The sequence below is a fragment of the Chitinophaga varians genome, assembly GCF_012641275.1.
Lineage (GTDB): Bacteria > Bacteroidota > Bacteroidia > Chitinophagales > Chitinophagaceae > Chitinophaga > Chitinophaga varians_A.
The window spans coordinates 160491-177895 of record NZ_JABAIA010000003.1; the positions used below are offsets into that span (position 1 = coordinate 160491).

At 52.3% G+C, this 17405-nt stretch carries 8 protein-coding genes; all 8 read right to left on the reverse strand.

Annotation, left to right across the window (positions count from 1 at the left end; genetic code table 11):
• Positions 1–70: 70 nt before the first annotated feature.
• The 8 genes from HGH92_RS24295 to HGH92_RS24330 all read right to left on the reverse strand — a co-directional run bounded on the left by HGH92_RS24295 (position 71) and on the right by HGH92_RS24330 (position 17401).
• Entirely contained in the window at positions 71–472 is a 402-nt protein-coding gene (locus HGH92_RS24295) for a helix-turn-helix domain-containing protein (RefSeq protein ID WP_168873413.1), read from the reverse strand.
• A gap of 149 nt (positions 473–621) precedes the next feature.
• Positions 622–1935: an ATP-binding protein gene (locus HGH92_RS24300; protein WP_168873414.1), complete on the reverse strand. Its 1314-nt coding sequence runs from the start codon at positions 1933–1935 to the stop codon at positions 622–624.
• A gap of 1 nt (position 1936) precedes the next feature.
• Positions 1937–2494: a T6SS immunity protein Tdi1 domain-containing protein gene (locus HGH92_RS24305; protein WP_168873415.1), complete on the reverse strand. Its 558-nt coding sequence runs from the start codon at positions 2492–2494 to the stop codon at positions 1937–1939.
• Positions 2495–2505: 11 nt separating this feature from the next.
• Positions 2506–5793, reverse strand: a complete 3288-nt coding sequence (locus HGH92_RS24310; protein ID WP_168873416.1) for a DUF4157 domain-containing protein — start codon at positions 5791–5793, stop codon at positions 2506–2508.
• An 18-nt stretch (positions 5794–5811) separates the two neighbouring features.
• Entirely contained in the window at positions 5812–7242 is a 1431-nt protein-coding gene (locus HGH92_RS24315) for a contractile injection system tape measure protein (RefSeq protein WP_168873417.1), read from the reverse strand.
• Positions 7243–7260: 18 nt separating this feature from the next.
• On the reverse strand, positions 7261–10530 hold the full coding sequence (locus HGH92_RS24320; RefSeq protein ID WP_168873418.1) for a hypothetical protein: 3270 nt from the start codon (positions 10528–10530) through the stop codon (positions 7261–7263).
• A gap of 55 nt (positions 10531–10585) precedes the next feature.
• Complete coding sequence (locus tag HGH92_RS24325; RefSeq protein WP_168873419.1) at positions 10586–13849, reverse strand: hypothetical protein; 3264 nt, start codon at positions 13847–13849, stop codon at positions 10586–10588.
• Positions 13850–13867: 18 nt separating this feature from the next.
• On the reverse strand, positions 13868–17401 hold the full coding sequence (locus HGH92_RS24330) for a baseplate J/gp47 family protein (RefSeq protein WP_168873420.1): 3534 nt from the start codon (positions 17399–17401) through the stop codon (positions 13868–13870).
• Positions 17402–17405 lie beyond the last annotated feature (4 nt).

Consider the following 17405-nt stretch of genomic DNA (forward strand, 5'->3'; position numbering starts at 1 on the left):
TAATTTTAACAAAGGTACCGACAGTGGAAGGCGGTGTTGTTATATGATTAAGGATGATTTGTATATAATTTTAAGATGGTTTTCCGGGCATGGCCTGTATGGACTGCCTGGACTTCCGGATTTCCTTGAAATAGCCCGTATTGAGCCCCGTAGCGGCCTTAAAATGGGCCGACAGCTGACGGGCACTGTGAAATCCCAGTTTGGCTGCTATCTGCTGAAGGGAATCGTCTGTATATACCAGCCATTCCTTTGTTTTCTCAGTGCGCAGATTTTCTATATATTTTTCCAGTGTAATATTTTCAATCGCCAGGAAAGCCTGGCAGACGGTGGCGTAGTCCAGTTGCAGCGACCGGGACACCTGTTGGGCCAGATTGAAATTTTCCGGGAACACAAAATCGCCGCCGTAGATCTTTGCTGTCAGCTGTTTTACGGCCAGGGTAATGGTTTCGGGTGTGGACGTAAGCGGTTGCATGTCATCAGTTTTTTATGATGACAAAATTGGTGGATAGCGGGGATGGAAATGTTACACAATTACAAGAAACACTTATAAAATTCGAACCCGGGGCAGAAGCCCCGGGCCAGGATGTCAATGTGAGTTGTTTAGAGGGAAAAGGCGAAAATTTAAGATTTGCCTTCTTTCATCAGTTCACGGTGAATGGCGCTTTGCAGGTCGGCGCCTGTAAGTTCCATCCGTTGATCGCTGATGAGTTTCAGGCAGCAATGGAAGGCGATGTTGTTAATATTGGAGCCGGTCAGTTCATGATGCAGGGAAATTTGTTCGAGTGAAATACCGGAAGACAGGGTGACCCTTTCCGGGAACGCGCGGTTCCAAAGCACATGTCTTTCCGGGGCGGCAGGCACAGGAAAGTACACCACGTTCTGCATCCTACGCAGAAAAGCCTCGTCCATATTGCCTTTGAAATTGGAGGCCAGGATAATCAGGCCGTCATAGCTTTCTATACGTTGCAGCAGATAGCCTACCTCCTGGTTGGCGTATTTATCATGGGCGTCCCGGATCTCTGTTCTTTTGCCGAAGAGGGCGTCCGCTTCATCAAAGAACAGTATCCAGTTTTTTCTTTCTGCCCTGTCAAAAATGCGCGACAGGTTTTTTTCTGTCTCCCCGATATATTTGGACACTACTTTGGACAAATCTATCCGGAACACGTCGCGCTGGGTGTATTTGCCCAGCAGGGTGGCGGCCATGGTTTTGCCGGTGCCGGGAGGGCCGTGGAACAGTGCGCAGTAGCCTCTTTTTACTTTTTTGATCATCTGCCAGTCATCCAGCAGGGTGCGGTGATGTATTACCCATTGTTCTATTTCCCGTATTTGTTGTAAAGTATTCTCCTGCAATACAAGATCGCTCCATAACAGGTCGGTGGTGATATATTCTGCGGCAAACTCCGGAGAAAAGCGCGGGTGGCTGACACGGCCGGTAAGCCAGTAGTCAAGGGTTTCTGCAGCGAGCAATAATTGTCCTGCCATCACGGGTTCGCCTATGTTCACCGGCTCAATGCTCAGGGTGCCCTGACGGAAAAAGCGGCTTTGGTACAGCAGGCTGCCCTGGAGGTCTGTCCGTTTGTCCGGGTCATTGCCTGCCAGCACGAACAACAGCGTTTCGCCGGTGGGCAACATGCCCCGGTGATGCTGGGATTTGATGCCGCCAAAGGGAATAAAATCTCCTCCTTCGGGGATATATTCCCGGAGAATTTCTTCAAAGAACCCTGGCTGCAAATGCGGGGCCAGTGCCAGTAGCAGGGCGACGAACTCCGGTGCGTCGGGTTGTGCTTCTTCCATCCAGGTGGCGAAAGGGGAGCCGTCATGTACATAGGCATCGGCGTTGATCGTTACACTGGTGGCTTTGCCAAAATGGAGTGCCAGCCTTCCCAGGATGTATTCCCGGAGGTATTGCAGGGGTATATGAAAAGAGGTGTTCATTTTATATCAGTTGTGTGAGGAGTATCAACTGTTCCCTGAGTTTCATCTTTTGGAGGTTTTCTTCATTCATTTCTCCGCCAAGGGCGATGGCGGGCACAAAGGCAAAACATTCGTCAAACGCCGGTGGACCGAGCCGTTTCAGCGCTTTTTCATATAGCTTCTGATAGAACAGTTCATTAGCGGGTCTTTTGTCGCCAATGGTATAGTTCATGATGATTTCCAGCGGCACGTTCTGCAGGGAAGACACATCGAGATATACAGGATCGAAGAAAAGATATTCATCTCCCTGTTTAAAGAACACAGTGCCTAATCCGGTGCGCAGCACGGCCACAGCGTTTTTGTACTGCTCTCCCAGTTTCGGCAGAATGTCCGTATAGTCGTCGGGGTTAACGGTCCAGATAAAACCATTTCCAAACGAGCAGATACCGCTGTTCTTCCAGATATCGAGGAGGAAACCCGGCACGAGCGACGCATATTTTTCCTGCACCGCAGGAGCGATGGCGGGAAAGGCGCCTTTGTCGGGTGGCAGGTTTGCCAGAAAGGTATCGATCTGTTGCATATGATTTTACGTTAGGATAATGTTACGTTTATTTTCGCTGTTTCCTGTGCTTTAGGATCTACTTTTTTGATTTTATCGAGGATGAGCGGGATCTTGTTGACCCAGCCCGGACCGATAATGGAATTAACGCGGGAAAGGCCGGAGGCTTTGGCAAATTCATCGTCGTACCCGCCTGCGACCTGGTCTATGACATGAAGCTTGGCTTTGCCTTTCATATCGGCATCCGCCAGTTTTTCTGCGTCGGCAGGTGTTTTCCCGGCTGCTATGTACTGGTTTTTCAGGTTGGTCCATTCCAGCGTTCTTTCGCGCCGCATGGCCCTGGTGCCTTGTTTGCTCCTGCCTATCTGTTCAAAGGTGTTTCTGTTTCTGAGCCAGATCAGGATCGTCATGTTGTTTAATGCGTTCTTTTGCATTTCGAGCTGATCGTCGAATTCTTTATGTTCCACCGGCGTGGTCAGGCTGCTGCGGTTAAAGACGATGGCCACGTTTTCCATGGTCTGTTGTGTGCCGCCTTTCATCTGGCTGAATGCAGCGGCGAGCTTTTTGAATTCGGCTTCAATATCATTTTTCTGTTTTGTTACTTTCGCCGGATCATCGCCGGGATCATTGGCTTTCAGTTTGGCGATATTGTCGAAAGCGCTCCTGGCCGCACCGATGTAAGGCCCGTTTTCCGGTATGGCGGCCAGCTCATTGAGATAGTCGGTCACCAGCTTGGGCCTGGAATTCACATACAGGTTCGCATTGGCATCTTTGCCTTTAAAGCTGATCGTATGCGATTCCCCGTCTTTGGCGGTAAAGCCCTGTGTAACGCCCAGCCAGCCCAATACTTTGTTTTTGATGCCACCCAGCAGTTTTTTCCCGCCTGCCACGATCCAGTCCACCAGCTTGTCCATGGCCTTGTCTACCGGTGCGCGCAGCTTTTTGATGATCTCCACTACCTTATCGGATATTTTGCCCAGTCCGAGGAAATTGGCGAGGAAACTAATAGCCATTTTCAACAGGCCTCCCAGCACGTTTTCCACGGCATTGGCTGCTTTGCTGATATTGCCGCTGGCTATTTCCACGATGCTGTTGACAACGGCCATGCCTACCTGTGCTATCTGTTTGATCTTCTGGATGACAAACATGATGGTGTCATAAATAGCAAGGATAGCCTGTATGAATGCGCCGGCAGGGTTGAGGCTGGAGAGCAGTTTAACGATGGCTTTCTGCACTACGGTGACCGTTACAAACGTGGTGACTTCCTGGATGAACTGGGATTTCAGTTCTTCTATCTTGTCCTGTATTTTGTCCCATGCTGCGGCGGGGCCTTCGGTGACGAGTGTTTTTAGTATATCGAAACCTGTTTCCAGCGCGGCCACGGCTGTTTCACCGAGGGCTTTCACCAGTTTCACGCGGAAGTTCTGCCAGGTGAGGCCGAATACGGAGAGTCCCAGTTTCAGCAGTTCTTTCAGGGAGAAGGACTGTGGTATATACAGGTTGGCGCCTTCGAGAGAGCCGAGCAGCCAGCTTATCAGCGCGTTCTTCAGCCAGGTGCCGATGCGGTCTTTAAACTGGTTGAAGCCTTTCTTCACGGCGTTGATCAGGTGTCCGACGAAGACCATCGGTTTTTCGATGATGCTGCGGAAGGCGCTGCGTACCTTGGACAGGTAAGGCATAGCGCCCGGGGCCACCACGGAGAAGATGATCTCGAGCAGGTCGAAGATGGTGTTGAAAGCCCAGTTAAAGAAGGCGGAAGCGAAGCTGCCGAACACGCTGAATACTTTCCTGAACAGGTTGGGCAGCACAATGAAGTCCATCACTTCCAGTGACTTCAGCATGGCGATGAACTGTCCAGGGAAGCTGGTCACCATTGTTATCAGGCCTTTCATGGCTTTCTGGAACCAGTCGAAAGCCCGTTGTATGGCATTGCCTTTTTTGATGTTCTCCCAGATGTCCTGCCGTCCGATCATCTTCATGAAACCACCGATGAGGGTATCGGCGTTGCGGGGCACTGTTTCGCCGGTGATGGGGTTGGTGCCCAGCACGGCGCAGAGCAGGTCAAATCCGGGCGCTCTGGCGGCCAGTTCAGCCAGCGGTTTCAGCACGGCATCGCGGATGAACTGCATAATGGCCTGGAAGATACTTTTGATAAAGTCGATGATATCGTTCACCGGTTTGGTGAAGATGGCCACGGCTCTTTCCCAGGTACGCACCGGGTGCAGGATGATATCGAGGAAGTCAAGATCGTCCATGAACTGTTTGACGGCGGATTTGACTTCACCCATGAGACCGGAGAAGCGTTTCAGTTGCTGTTCCACCCAGCTGCCGGCTTTCTCGAATACGTTGTATTTGTCAAGTGCCTGTGTGATCAGGTGGCCGCCGGGCAGGAATTCCACGATGGCCCGCAGGATGTTGGCGGCGCTGCGGTCGGCAGATTCACCGTTGATCGGGTTCACGCCTATCACGATGGTGAACATGCGGTAGCCGGGAATATGATAGGCTTTTTCCGCGAGCCAGTCGAGCACGTCTTGCCATGACGGGATGTCGATGCCGAGGAACCGTTGTATCTGCGGCGCCATGGCGGTAGCGGTGGGTGCTGCCATGGCTGGTTTGGCGGCTTCGGTTTTGGTGGCTTCCGCACGTTGTATGCTTTGTCCCTGTTGTATGGTATGGGTCAGCTCATGTGCCAGCAGGTGTTTGCCTGCCGGTGCTTCGGGCTGATATTGGTTATGGTTAAAGAAGATGTGGTTCTGGTAGGTGAAGGCTTTGGCGCCCAGCTGATTGTTGAGCTGTGCCGATTCCGGCCCTGTATGGATACGTACGTTGCTGAAATCAGCATTGAACCGTGTTTCCATAAAACTCCGTGTATCGTCTGATAACGTGAATCCGCCGGCGCTCTGTTGACGGATGCCTTCCCCGATTTCGTTGGTGGCGGTGATGGGCGTGCCTTCTCCTTTTCGTTGCAGGATTTTTTCTTCTTTCTTTTGAATCTTTTTTTCGTCCCGTTTGGTGCGGATTTTTTTACTGTCTTTGTGTTTGGCTTGTATGCCTGGTTTTTCTTCTTTTTTGGTTTGTATTTTCCTGCCTGCGGAAACGCTGGCTGCCGGCTTGTCGGCGGGCATGCGCATCACTTTGTCGGCCATGTTGTCTGCTTCTTTTTCCGCAGGGTCGTTGGGGCTGCCTACTTTCAGCTTGGTTTGTACCGGGGGCATGGCAGGCGCAAAAAAGGGCTTCTCTTCATTTTTCAATGAAGGCGCGCTTTTGGGGGCTTTTTGTGCGGCAGACGTTTTGGGGGCCGCATCTGCACCTGCTTTCATTCCTGTTGGTTTAATCGGTTATATCCATTCTGTCCAGATCATTTTATGCGGGGTATAAGGCAGTATCACCATGTTATAGCCCCATGGCAGGTCGGGCAACAGCCATTCGTCATAGCTTTCCCGTTCTACCTGCAACAACCAGTTGCCGTCGTTTTCACGGACAGACAGTTTGCCCGGCCGCCGGAGGAAACTCGCCTGCAGCCCGTCGGGACTGGTGTTTTTCAGGGCAGGCCAGTTGCTGATCACCATTTTAAGGAGACTGGCAGCTTCTTCCTGGTGTGCCTGTTCTATGACGGTGATTCTTTCCATCGTTTGCGACAACGGGATACCACAGAGTATTTTGTTCAGCACCATTTCTTCTTCGCCGATGTCTGTGCGGCCGGTGGCCAGCCATTCCAGCAGGGCGGCGGCATAGCCGGGGCGTAGCAGCGTTTTGTCATCGGCTGCCCCGCAGTATTGCAGGAACCGGCTGATAAAAGGCGCCAGCAATACCAGTCCTGCATTATGTATATAGTAACCGTCCGTGATGGCGGCAGTATGTTTTTCTTCCGGAGGAGGGGAGGTGTTTGTTTTTGCTTTTAGGGAGATGACCGCCTGTTGTTCCAGTTGCTGCTGCACCAGGGCCTGTAACGGACCGGGAAGGTTCTCCTGCACTAGTGTTTGCAGCATTGACAGACCGGCCGGCAGCAGGCTGCTCAGCGCGCTGGCGATCAGGGTTGCTTCAGCAAGAGCGGTTTGTTCCTGCGCAAGGATGTCCAGTTGCCATTTACGTATAGCCTGCCCTGTTATATCCCGCGTGCGGGGTATATACTGCTGTAATGTTGTAATGGCAGCTAACGTAGCAGTATACACGTCCGGAGCAATCTGTTGCAGCAGTTGTTGCTGCCAGTCTGCCGGAAACTGCGCTGCCAGGCGTTCCCGTGCCACAGGGACTGTTCTCAGTATATGCAATAGCTGCGTAATCGGTGGATGGGGTGCAAAAAAAATGTTGAGCATAACACCCTTCCATTCCCTGGCCCTGTCCGGCAATACCCACCAGGGATATACGCCATGCAGGAGAAAATGGAAGAGTATTTGCTCAACATTCCGATGATCGGCACTTTGTGCTTCTCTTCTTTTTCTATTTTTTATCCTTATTACGTCGGAGGTAGTGGAAGATACTTCTCCTGAAAGGAGCGGTATCTTTTGCGCAAGGGTTGCTTTCAACTGCTGCGCTACAGCGTCTGTGAACAGCTGCCGGAAATTGCCCGTCCGCAGGTCGTCAACGCTGATACTAAGATAATCAAAAATCAGATCATCTTCTAAAAAATCATAGGGCGCCAGCACTTTTTCAATGGCGGGCAGCAGCTCATTTTCACACAGGGCAGACAGCTCACGCTGTAGTTGCAGCGCCTGCGATTCCGGACCGTTGAAAGTCACGTCTACCAGCTGTTTTTGAATGAGATGCATATTTATCTGGTTATTGGTTTAATTACTTCTGCGGGTATATTCTGCGTATGCCCAGCATCCATTATTGTCAATGGCGATAACCCTGATTTTTTCCGGCATCCTGTCACTGTTGTCCAGGTGGAACTGCGGCCCTGTACCGAAGCCCGGTGTTCCTTCTTCTGCTATCCAGTAGATGGCCTTGTACTCACCTGTGACGAAGTAGAAGTTGTCTGTTTCCCGTTTGATCACGAGTCCGTCGTTGGCGCAGGGCTTCTGGATGCTGGTGCCTTTGCACTGGTCATCGATAAAGCAGCCATATTTAGGCAGCCGGGTCTGGTCGCTGTGCTGATTGCGGATTTCCAGTTGTGCGTCCACCCCGTTTTTCGTATAGCGGTAGTCGTAATAATAACCATCGAAGTCCATTCGTATCCGCAGGTCAAATGCCTGGCAGGGATAGGACATGATCATGAACTGTCCGGTGACCGTATCATCTTTCACGAGGTACTCGATCTTGAATATGCCTTTGGCGAGTTTGTCCACCCGCTTGTTGATCATGTCTGCCACCGCTTTCATGAAATCGTGGTAGTTGCTGTTTTTGATGCCGCCGGTTTGCTGGAGATAGTCGGTAATGTCTTTAACGAACTGCTCGTCAAGCAGTACCAGTCCGTTTTCATCGGCAATAGTGAGGTAGGCGATCTCCATCCGGATAAGTTTGGCGTCAAAGACGTTGTTCTCCGGCAGTGCCATCCAGGTGGGATAGAGACAGCGGGTGACGATGCCGTTACAGGGCAGGTTACAGGGCGGCTCACAGGTTTTGGCCGGCACCTGTACGGTAACACTGCCACCGGCGCTGTCGGTCACGACTACGGTGCCAGGCTGATTGCTGCCATATTGCAGGTCAAACCGGCTGTTGACAGCATTGCCGTTCGCCTTATAGGGTGCCGTGCCACCGGTGACCAGGAAATGCACCACCTGTTGACCATCGACGCATTCTGAACCGGTGATGTCCGCTGCCAGCGCCTGCGAGCTTTCGTTGATGGTGTACTGAATGGTGCTGCCATCGCCGCAGCACTGATAAGGCAGGTAAAAGTCGGCAAACACGATGCCTTCGGCGATGCCTACCGGTGTCCCGGTAGAAAAGCCGGCGCCGGCAGCACCCACGACGCCTCTTCCTCCGTAAGAAGGTCTCCGCGAAGGGGTTTTATATTTACCGATGATCGGTTGAAAGGTTTTCTCTATAAAATCGCCTGCCTGCGGGTTGGCAGGGTCTATCTGTCCGAGCAAACTGCCGATAACAGCAGCGGTGCCGGCATCGGGATGATAAAACTTAAAAGCCTGTTCGTCCAGTTTGTATTTGTTGGTCACGGCGTCGAGGTAAATGAGGTCGCCGAAAAACTTCCCGGGCTGTGACGGCGTAGCTACGTCGCCGTGGTACACGATCACAAACGTGCCACCGGCGGGCACGCCGCCTTTATGTTGCAACCCTACATGTTTTTCAGCGTAATTGCTAAGCAGGAACTGCTGCTGCAACGTCGTCATCCGTGTTTTGTAAATGTCCAGCAGCTTTACCAGTTCTGACACATCACAGGGAATACCGCCGATGGTCAGGGCTTTCAGCATGGCCAGCATCGTCTGGTTGTTGGGCGGCACCGGGTCGTTGAGCTGTGACAGCTTCGTTAGTTTTTTAAACGCGTCGATAGTCGTGTTGGCGCCGCCTTTACAGATAATGTCCGCCTGTATCAGCAGGAATTCACTTTCCAGGTCTGCAAACTGTGCGTCAAAAGTACTACCGGTAAGCGCATCCGGCTTGTTGCCCGTTTTTACGGCTATGATATCAAAAGGCAGGCGGTTGTTATTGATGATGCCTTGCAGGTAGTTGACCACTGATTTGTAGTTCTTGCCTACATGCCCTTCTATCCGGAAGAAGTTGTACGGCTCTACATCATACCGCAATGGATTTTTAACAAAATCTTCCGTGGCAGGGTATTCGATGGCGCGATAGGATAAATTCTGGTTCGCTTTGCCATCCTTGGTAAGCCGGTAGTTCCAGTATTCAAACAATTGCCGGTTGTTGCTTTGTTTGTCTTCACTGTAATAATGCGGGATAGCCTTGCCTGATAAATTGCTGCCAAGGTAACTGGGCGTCACCCGCAGGTCTGAGTTGCTGACGCCGCCGCCTGCAATGATAGTAGGCGCTGCTATCTTCGGGAATGTGAGCAGCATCATGTAGAGGCGGTTCAGCAATTGTACGATCTCTTCCGTGCGTTGGCCTTCCCTTGCCACTGCCGGCGAAGGCAGGAAATAATGGCGGTAGGCGCTCGGTGACGGTGGATTGACGGCTTCTTTCAAAAACAGGTGCCTTGGGAACCATGTGGGGTCGGGACAGCAGGTAGCCAGTACCGATCCCGATTTATTTTTTATCTCGTTGTAGGTGTCCACCAGATCGCTGACAAAATCATAATAGTATTGGTAGTAATATTCCACCGGCAGTTTAATGGTACTGTCGGTATCATAACTAAAAATAGTGTTGTTCTGTATCAGGTTGCCAAGGGCCGTGGCATTGCTGTTCAGGAAGGCAAACGTGTCTGACAATTTTTTCAGGTTGGCCAATACCTTGTCAATAAAAGCTTTGGTCAGTATGATCTTGTATGCCTTGATGACATCAGCTGTGGTATTGAGCGCTGTTTTCGCCACATCAAAGCGGGGCATCCGGATATCCGGCAGCGCTGCTTTGTTGGGGTAACCAGGGATCACGGCCTTTATTTTGTCGGCATCGCTTTTTCGTATGAGCAACGGCTGTATGGTGACGCCCACGGTGGAACCTTTATCATCGCAGGAGTTAGGCAGACAGTTTTTATTGCCGGTTTTGTTCAGCTCTACGAACAGCATCACTACTTTGTCCAGCAGGAAAGGATTGTCCAGGTTGCGGGCGGAAGGGTCCGGATTGCTGATGGGTATCTGCGGCAGCAGCTGCCACAGCGGGTACAGGTTGGCGCCTGCATTGTTCTGCAATACCGGATAAGCTACTTCCTTTGGCAGGGAATAGTTTTGGGAGGCGGCATACACCAGGTCGGTATCCTGTATGACGAGGTATCCGGCGGAAGTGACGCCCACGCCCCGGGTGATGGTAACGGACTTTCCATCTGCCGCGGTGATGGCATCCAGGCCGCAAATGATACCGATGCCGATCAGATGGCTTCTGGTCAGCCTCGTTTGTTCATCATTGTACCCGAACAACAGGTTCAGTTGTTCGTTGGTGAGTATCTGGTTCGCCTCAAACTGAGGGTACTTTTGAATGGAAGGTATCATAATGATGATAATGACTTCTTTGATTTAATAATAGCTTTCTCCTTTTCTGCCGGTTTTATCCGATAGCGGTAGCGCCCAGCCGGACGGGGTTTACATCATTGCCGTCTTCGCAGTCGTGCAGCGTGGCCGGCGGATAGATGCTTTTCAGTGCCGACATGACCTGTATCAGCGCGGCATGTGTTTGTAACAGTTGTATTTTGTCCGCATCATAAAAAGTGGTGAAAACGGCATTGACGGATGTGGTGACGATACCGCTGCACACCGGCACCATGGCATTGATCATACTGTCGAAGGCCGCTTTTTGCAGGCCGGTTGCCAGCTGCGCTATGACCCACAGACGGATGGTTTCACCATATTGTTCCATCAGGCTTTGGGCGCACGAGCAGATATCCTGTTGTTTTTTACCGGGATTTGTTTTCAGCAGGGCCTCTGCCAGTGTGTTTTCGAGATAGTTGTCCTTAGCGGCGAGTTTGGCGTTGGCGCTCAGCCAGGCGCACCAGGCCAGTTCCAGCCGGGTGAAGATGAAACAGTCGGTGTGTTTAAGCCAGTAATCCACCATCCAGGCTTTGACGGTATCAATGCCGGCAGGTGTGATGCCCGGAACACCATTCACGATGCCGTCTTTTATGTTATCGTCAAAAAACTTTTCTGCCTCAGCTTTCACCGGAAATACATTGTTGCCGGTGCTCAATGCCTGCCGGTAGGCGTTGTTCATGGCCGCTATGGCTGCCTCGGCCACCAGGCACAGCTGATGCAGCGCATCGTCTTCTTTGGTCGCGGGCAGCGGCACCTGCAACCCCCAGAGGAGATCTGTCAGGTCGCACAGCAGCGTGTCATCACAGGCTTTATTATCGACCCAACATATTTTGGGTAGAAGGTGGGCCGGTGTTTCCTGCCGGATGGTTTTTTCTGCATAACGCCGGTAGTCGATCTTCATGTTTTGTTCCAGCCATCCGGGCATTACAAACGTGAGCCGGAAGGAATAAGGATCGTTATCATAGCAGGTATGGCAACCACTATCGAGGCAGATGGGCAGCAATACCTGTCCGGGTATGCGGGGCCGCAGCAGCAGGTGTTCGATGATCACGAAGCTGGTGGTGGCGTCTATATTGAGCAGGCTGTTCAACCGCCGTTGCAGTCCGGCTATGTTTCCGGCCGTACACGGAACGGCGATGGAATAATCGATCGCCCTGGCGCGGTTGTAGCTTGCCTCGGGATAATTGCTGAGGAAATCTGTTTTCAATTGCAGCAATGCTGTCTGCATGGCGGTTTGTTCTGTGGGGATGCTGGTATACCTTGCCAGCGCATATTCGCTGAAGCTCTCTGCAAACCGTGCCAGCAGATGATCAAGGAAGCGGTTGCGGCGTGCAAGCCCGCCGTTGGCCGGCTCTGTGAGCGATTGCAGTGCTGCCGGCGTGAGGCCTGCATACAGTGCCGTAACACCTTTGATATCGTTCTCTGACAGCCAGTGGGTAAAATAACTCTGTAGCTGGCTGCTGTCTACCAGGAACAAATCACCGGCATGTTGCAGTTGTGCGAGGTAGTTGACCAGCAGCTGTTCGAAGAACAGCAGATAGGTTTTGAGCTGCCGCGCCTGCGCTTTGCGTACGGCCGGTTCTGTGTCGGAGAGGCCAAATTCCCCGATACCGTAGGTAAGCGGATAGGAATATTGTACCGGGTAATAATCTTCCATATTGCGGATGGTGGCGGCAGGGATGTCCAGTTCGTTGTTGATACCGGTCGCTTTGAGATATTCGCCACTGCTGCGCAGCTCCTGCAGGATGCTGTTGAGCTCCGCTTCGTTGGCCGCCAGGAAGGGAAGCCCGTTTTTATAAAACAGGAACTTGCTGCGTTGTACGTATAGCCGTGGCTGATGGCCTGTCGTTACCGGCAATACCCACGGCTGGCTGTGATAGATCACTTCGCCACGCTCATCGTAGCTGGTCATCAGGAAATTGGTGATGCTTACCACCTCGGGGATGTCCATGATGAGATTGATCATGTCTGAAGCATGTATTTCCTGTTTGATGACCGCCTGGTCGAGGTCTTCATTTTTGATAAATCCGTTGTGCAGCCTCGGACCGTTGAATATCTCCGTGATATCGGTGTTTTCTTTCAGCAGTTGCGCCAGGGAATAGATAGGGATATTCGGGTTCAGGTACTGTTCAATTTTTACCATGATCTCTGCCTGCACCTTTTCAATGTCCGCGTCTGGCTTCAGTTCTGCGTCCATGCAGATACTGACGTCTTCCATGGGCACCAGTGAAATATGGCAGAATGCTTCATCGAGGTTGCGGTGCGCATTGAGATTGCTCCGGGTGGCATTGATCAGGGCGTCTGTTTTTTCCAACCCGTTTTTATACGTGCTGATGATGCCCGGCACCTGTTGCAGGGCGCTGGTGATATCTGCTACTGCGGGTATACTGGCGTCACTAAAGGAAAGGTATATGTTCAGTACCGCGTTGGTGAAAGTGATGACCGCCGCGTTGCTGAGTGTCAGCTGCAGGTCTATGAATATGGCGCTCTGCATGGCTTTGGACAGATTACTGTCTGTTACAGCGGTATTGTTGTTGTCAACGATTTTGTTCAGCGCTACGCCTGTCACGGAAATGCTGTCGTTTGTCAGGTCTTTCCAGTCGTTCCATTTTTGAAGGATGGTTTCGTAGGAAGGCAGGCGCAGTTCTATGGTAGCACGGCTGTTGCCATAGGTCAGGGTTTGGTACACCCTGCCATCGTTGATGTCGCCGAATACAGGATCGTCTTCCAGCGCAATCTGTACGTCATACAGCCCTTTGATGTTTACCTTTTCGAAAGCCTGTTTGCCATCCGGGGTATGACTTTTATAAGTCAGCAAACCATTTTTTTCATCTGCATAGATATCTGTTTCGCAGTTGCAGGTGTCTGCACATTCAGACTCGGCCTGCGGAGGTGTGTTATCATCGCAGCTGCAATGCCGGGGCGCCAGCCAGGCGTTATGGATACCTTCCTGGTCGATCATCAGTTTCCGGTAGTCATTGACCGTGAGCGGGTTCATGGTCAGTATTTCATGGGCCGGGAAAAATGCCTGTTTGTTTAACTGGCTTTTATCCATGTACGCCGCAAAGATATCGGCCGTCGGGAAACCGGTGCGGTAAGCCAGGTCGGTGATGGCGAAGCATACCAGTTCCAGCGTGGTGATGCCCGGATCATGAAGATTATAGTCTGTCCAGAACCGGCTGCCCAGCTGCTGGATATAGTTCATGCCCTGTTGCCGCAGGAAGTTGAAGTCTTCCGGCGGTTTCAGTTTGATATTGCGAAGTATGGTTGTCTGTTTTTCCATAATACAATGACTTGAGCTTTATGCGCATCCGCAATCAGGTCCGTTGTCCACCACAGCGGCAGCTTTGGCAGGAATGGGCGTGATCACGTGGTCAGTGGCCTTTACCGGTACAATGATGGCGGATTGCCGGTCGGGGGTGATGATATCTTCCAGTATGCCGGCGTGATAAAGTTTGACGTCTGTCACATAGTCGACATAGTATCTTTTTTCCATGAAGTTGACGATCATCGCATTGGTGATCCTGTTTTCAAACCGTAGTTCCGCTCCGTCGGTGTAAGCCCAGGGCGCGAGGAAGCGGGTGATTTCGTCCTGCAGCTGATGTGTGAACAGTGTTTCATCATATTGCGGGAAGAAACATACTTTGGCTTCCACCCGTACCTGTTCGTAATCCGGGTTACAGACATGGAGGTGGACGAACGGTGAGATAAGTTTTTGCAGATATTCTTTCACCTGTTGGAGATCGCTCATGTAGGTAAAAGGCCGCAAAGGGTCGATGCCATTGCGTTGCAACAGGGAGGGGATGGTGATCACCGTTACATGCCCTGGCGCCATTTCATTGTAAATACCGTTTTCAAAACGGGTGTGTGGAATACATTTGGCGCGGTAGAGATTGGGGAACTGCTGTAACACGAGGTGTTCGTAATCCCATTTGTTGACGCTGCGTCCTTTGTGCCGCAGTTGCTCGCTGCAACGGATGTAGAACTGCCGGCTGGATTCCTGTGGTGTACCGCCGAAAGAGGAAAATGGTTGTGTTACCGTTTTGATCTCCGGCTGAGGGGTGGCCAGTTTGGCGATGGTGCCTGCGGGCAGGGGGGAGGCCAGCATCTGAGTGATGTCTGCGCCAGGCACGAAAGTGGCGGATACGGCTTGTGAAACGATAGACACTGTTTTACAAACCGCTTCGTCGGCTTCCGCGATGGTGGCTTTCAGCCAATACTGCTGACCGGGCATCACGTGATGGCTGAAGTCTGCTTCCCGTGGTATGTTAAAGGCGATGATGCCGCTGCGTATGAGGTTATCGGTGCCATCGGCCACGGCAGCGTTGTCAAAGGCGATCCATTCATCGTTCATCAGATAGTGCCACCGTACCTGGTTATCCGGTTTGCTCACCAGCGGATTGGCGGTGCTTTCATCTATCTGGAACAGCAATGTCACCTGCCGGGGCGGCTGGAACTGCTGAAGCCCCAGGTAAAATTCTGCCAGACTGGGCTTGTTGGCGGTGGCATCGTGCAGGAATTGCGGCAGCAGGTGGGTGCCGACAGGCGTTTGTTTTTCGCCGAAAGGATACACATGGAAGAACGCCGCTTCGGTTTGTGTGTCTGCCACATATTGCAGGTACATCTCCTGTAGGGTGGGCGGGGTGAACAACCCGGTGGGTACGCCGGTGAGGTCCTGGCCGTTGGCGGCCTTGGTGAGGTAGGCCATGCGTTGTATGAGGCTGGCCTGGTAACCCAGGTCGGTGGTGAGGTTGTACCGCACAAACCCCGTGGTGCTGGCAGGAGAGTAAGGTGTATTCAGGTTACTGTAAACCGGTGCTATTTGGGTTTTATCGTCGATATAAAAATGTTCCCTGGGTTTGTTGTGCAGCAGTCCGTTGATATCGGCATCGAAGATGTCGAGCGGGTGGCGGATGATCTTCCATCCGTCGTTATGCCGCAGGATATAAAGCTGTGGCGATTCGCCGAAATCATATTCGGTGCCTTGTTTCCACATGAACATGGGTGTTACGCGGGCGTTGTTTTTCTGGAATATCTCATCACATCCCAGCAACAACATGGCGCCGGGGGCCGGTACCGCGTTGAAAGGGAGGAATGGTTTGGACGGGTCCATGACGCCGGTATCTGTCTGCACATGGATGTTTTTGATTTTGTCAACGCTGACCTCCAGCGTATAACCCGTGATGACGGTGTCTTTCAGCTTTGCCCATGCGGAAGTTGCGCCGGTGTTTTCGCTGAGCAGGATACGCAGTACCGGGTCGGTAGTGTCGAAGGCTGCCTGGTGTACCGCTTTATTGAACGGCACTGTGCCGGGCAAGGTGGCCGCCATAGCGCAGGTGAGCACAAACCCATTGCCCGTGGCAGCGGCGGCAAGGCCGGTGATGGTGAGCGCTGTCCAGCCTGCGGCGGTGGTGATGGCCGCCGTAAAATCGGTCGCATTCAGGCTGGTGATGGGGCTGCTGGTGGCCACGCTGAGGGTGATGGTGCGGTTGCCTTCCCGCAGGAAAAGGTAGTGGGAGGCAAACGCGAACCCGATATGTGCCACCGGCATGTTCACCTGTTGCACCTGGGTATAGTCTGCCAGCGTTTTGTTGGCGAAGGGATGCCAGGGCGTATTGGGATTGTCAAAAGGCAGGCCGTTGCCGTCTTTGCTGGCAGGCAACGGCGACGCATATACGCGGTCTTTGGAAACAGCTGCGTCCGCATCTTCTACCGGGCATACATATACGCTGCGCATATCGCTGATAATGGCCGTATTAATGGCCAGGTCGGCATCTGTGGCATAGAAGGCATCGCTGCCATCGGGGAATTTCCCGGCTTTCAGCTGACTGCCTTTAGGCAACAGGTATTCATCTGCGAAGCGTGCGAGGGCAAAGGTCATGAACACCCTATCCGGAACGGGCTGCTTTTTCCGGAGGCGCAATATCTCCTGGTAGTACAGCTCCAGGTGCCGCTGTGTAAGCTCGTTGAGCTGTGTGCGGGAGAACTGCAGCAGTTTCAGGAAGGCGAGGAACAAGGCGTTGTGCGGCTCGTGGCTGTCCCACTGACCGAGCGTGTCTTGCAGCTCCTGTGCGGCAGCAGCCGTTATTTTCACGATGGCTTTGATAAAAACATCGATCGCGCTTTTGAAGAAATTGTGGTTGGCGGCGAAATACAGCTTTTTGATTTTGGTGGTCGCCGGACTGTAGATGTCCGGATCTACGGTGACGGAGCTGTTCCAGATGGCCGGAAAGCTGTGTCCTGCCGCTACATCGGCATCTTCTGACGCGGCACCAAATATATTCGTGTATATGTTGGCGTTAGCATTGATCAGCCCGTCGGTGACAGCTTTGTTGTAATAAGCCAGCAGTTTATGAAGCTGGTCTTTGAGGCGGGTGGTGATCAGCGATTGCACCACGGCTTTCAGCAGCAGGGTGTCGGGCAGCTGCGCCCGCATTTGCTCTATCTGCCAGGCGAGGGAAAAGAGGGCGCTGTATATTTTACCGTAGAAGTTCTTGGCCTGGGGCAGGAGGGCCGTGCCTTCCTGCAATGGTTGCAGGAATTTTTTTAGTGTATCGGCAAAGTCGCTGGTCTGCTGCGTTACGATCATCGACAGCTGCGTGGAAATGTCTTTGTTAAAGAAACTTTCCCAGGTGGTGCCATCGCTGTTATTGTCGTTGTTGATAAACAGCAGGAAGGCGGACAGTTTCTGTGTGAACACGAGGTGGTCGGCGGTGCTGTGTTCGTCCACCGGGGCATAGGCAGGGTCAAGCGCAGGCAGCTGCCTGTCCTGCTGGGAAGTGCCGCTTCCCGGAATAAATAAGGGGTCCAATACCAACGGGCAATCCTGTGACATAATA

Bases quoted from the DNA above. Each gene is read 5' to 3' on its own strand.
- HGH92_RS24295 (WP_168873413.1), bottom strand. From the start codon at position 472: ATGCAACCGCTTACGTCCACACCCGAAACCATTACCCTGGCCGTAAAA.
- HGH92_RS24330 (WP_168873420.1), bottom strand. From the start codon at position 17,401: ATGTCACAGGATTGCCCGTTGGTATTGGACCCCTTATTTATTCCGGGA.
- HGH92_RS24305 (WP_168873415.1), bottom strand. From the start codon at position 2,494: ATGCAACAGATCGATACCTTTCTGGCAAACCTGCCACCCGACAAAGGC.
- HGH92_RS24310 (WP_168873416.1), bottom strand. From the start codon at position 5,793: ATGAAAGCAGGTGCAGATGCGGCCCCCAAAACGTCTGCCGCACAAAAA.
- HGH92_RS24300 (WP_168873414.1), bottom strand. From the start codon at position 1,935: ATGAACACCTCTTTTCATATACCCCTGCAATACCTCCGGGAATACATC.
- HGH92_RS24325 (WP_168873419.1), bottom strand. From the start codon at position 13,849: ATGGAAAAACAGACAACCATACTTCGCAATATCAAACTGAAACCGCCG.
- HGH92_RS24320 (WP_168873418.1), bottom strand. From the start codon at position 10,530: ATGATACCTTCCATTCAAAAGTACCCTCAGTTTGAGGCGAACCAGATA.
- HGH92_RS24315 (WP_168873417.1), bottom strand. From the start codon at position 7,242: ATGCATCTCATTCAAAAACAGCTGGTAGACGTGACTTTCAACGGTCCG.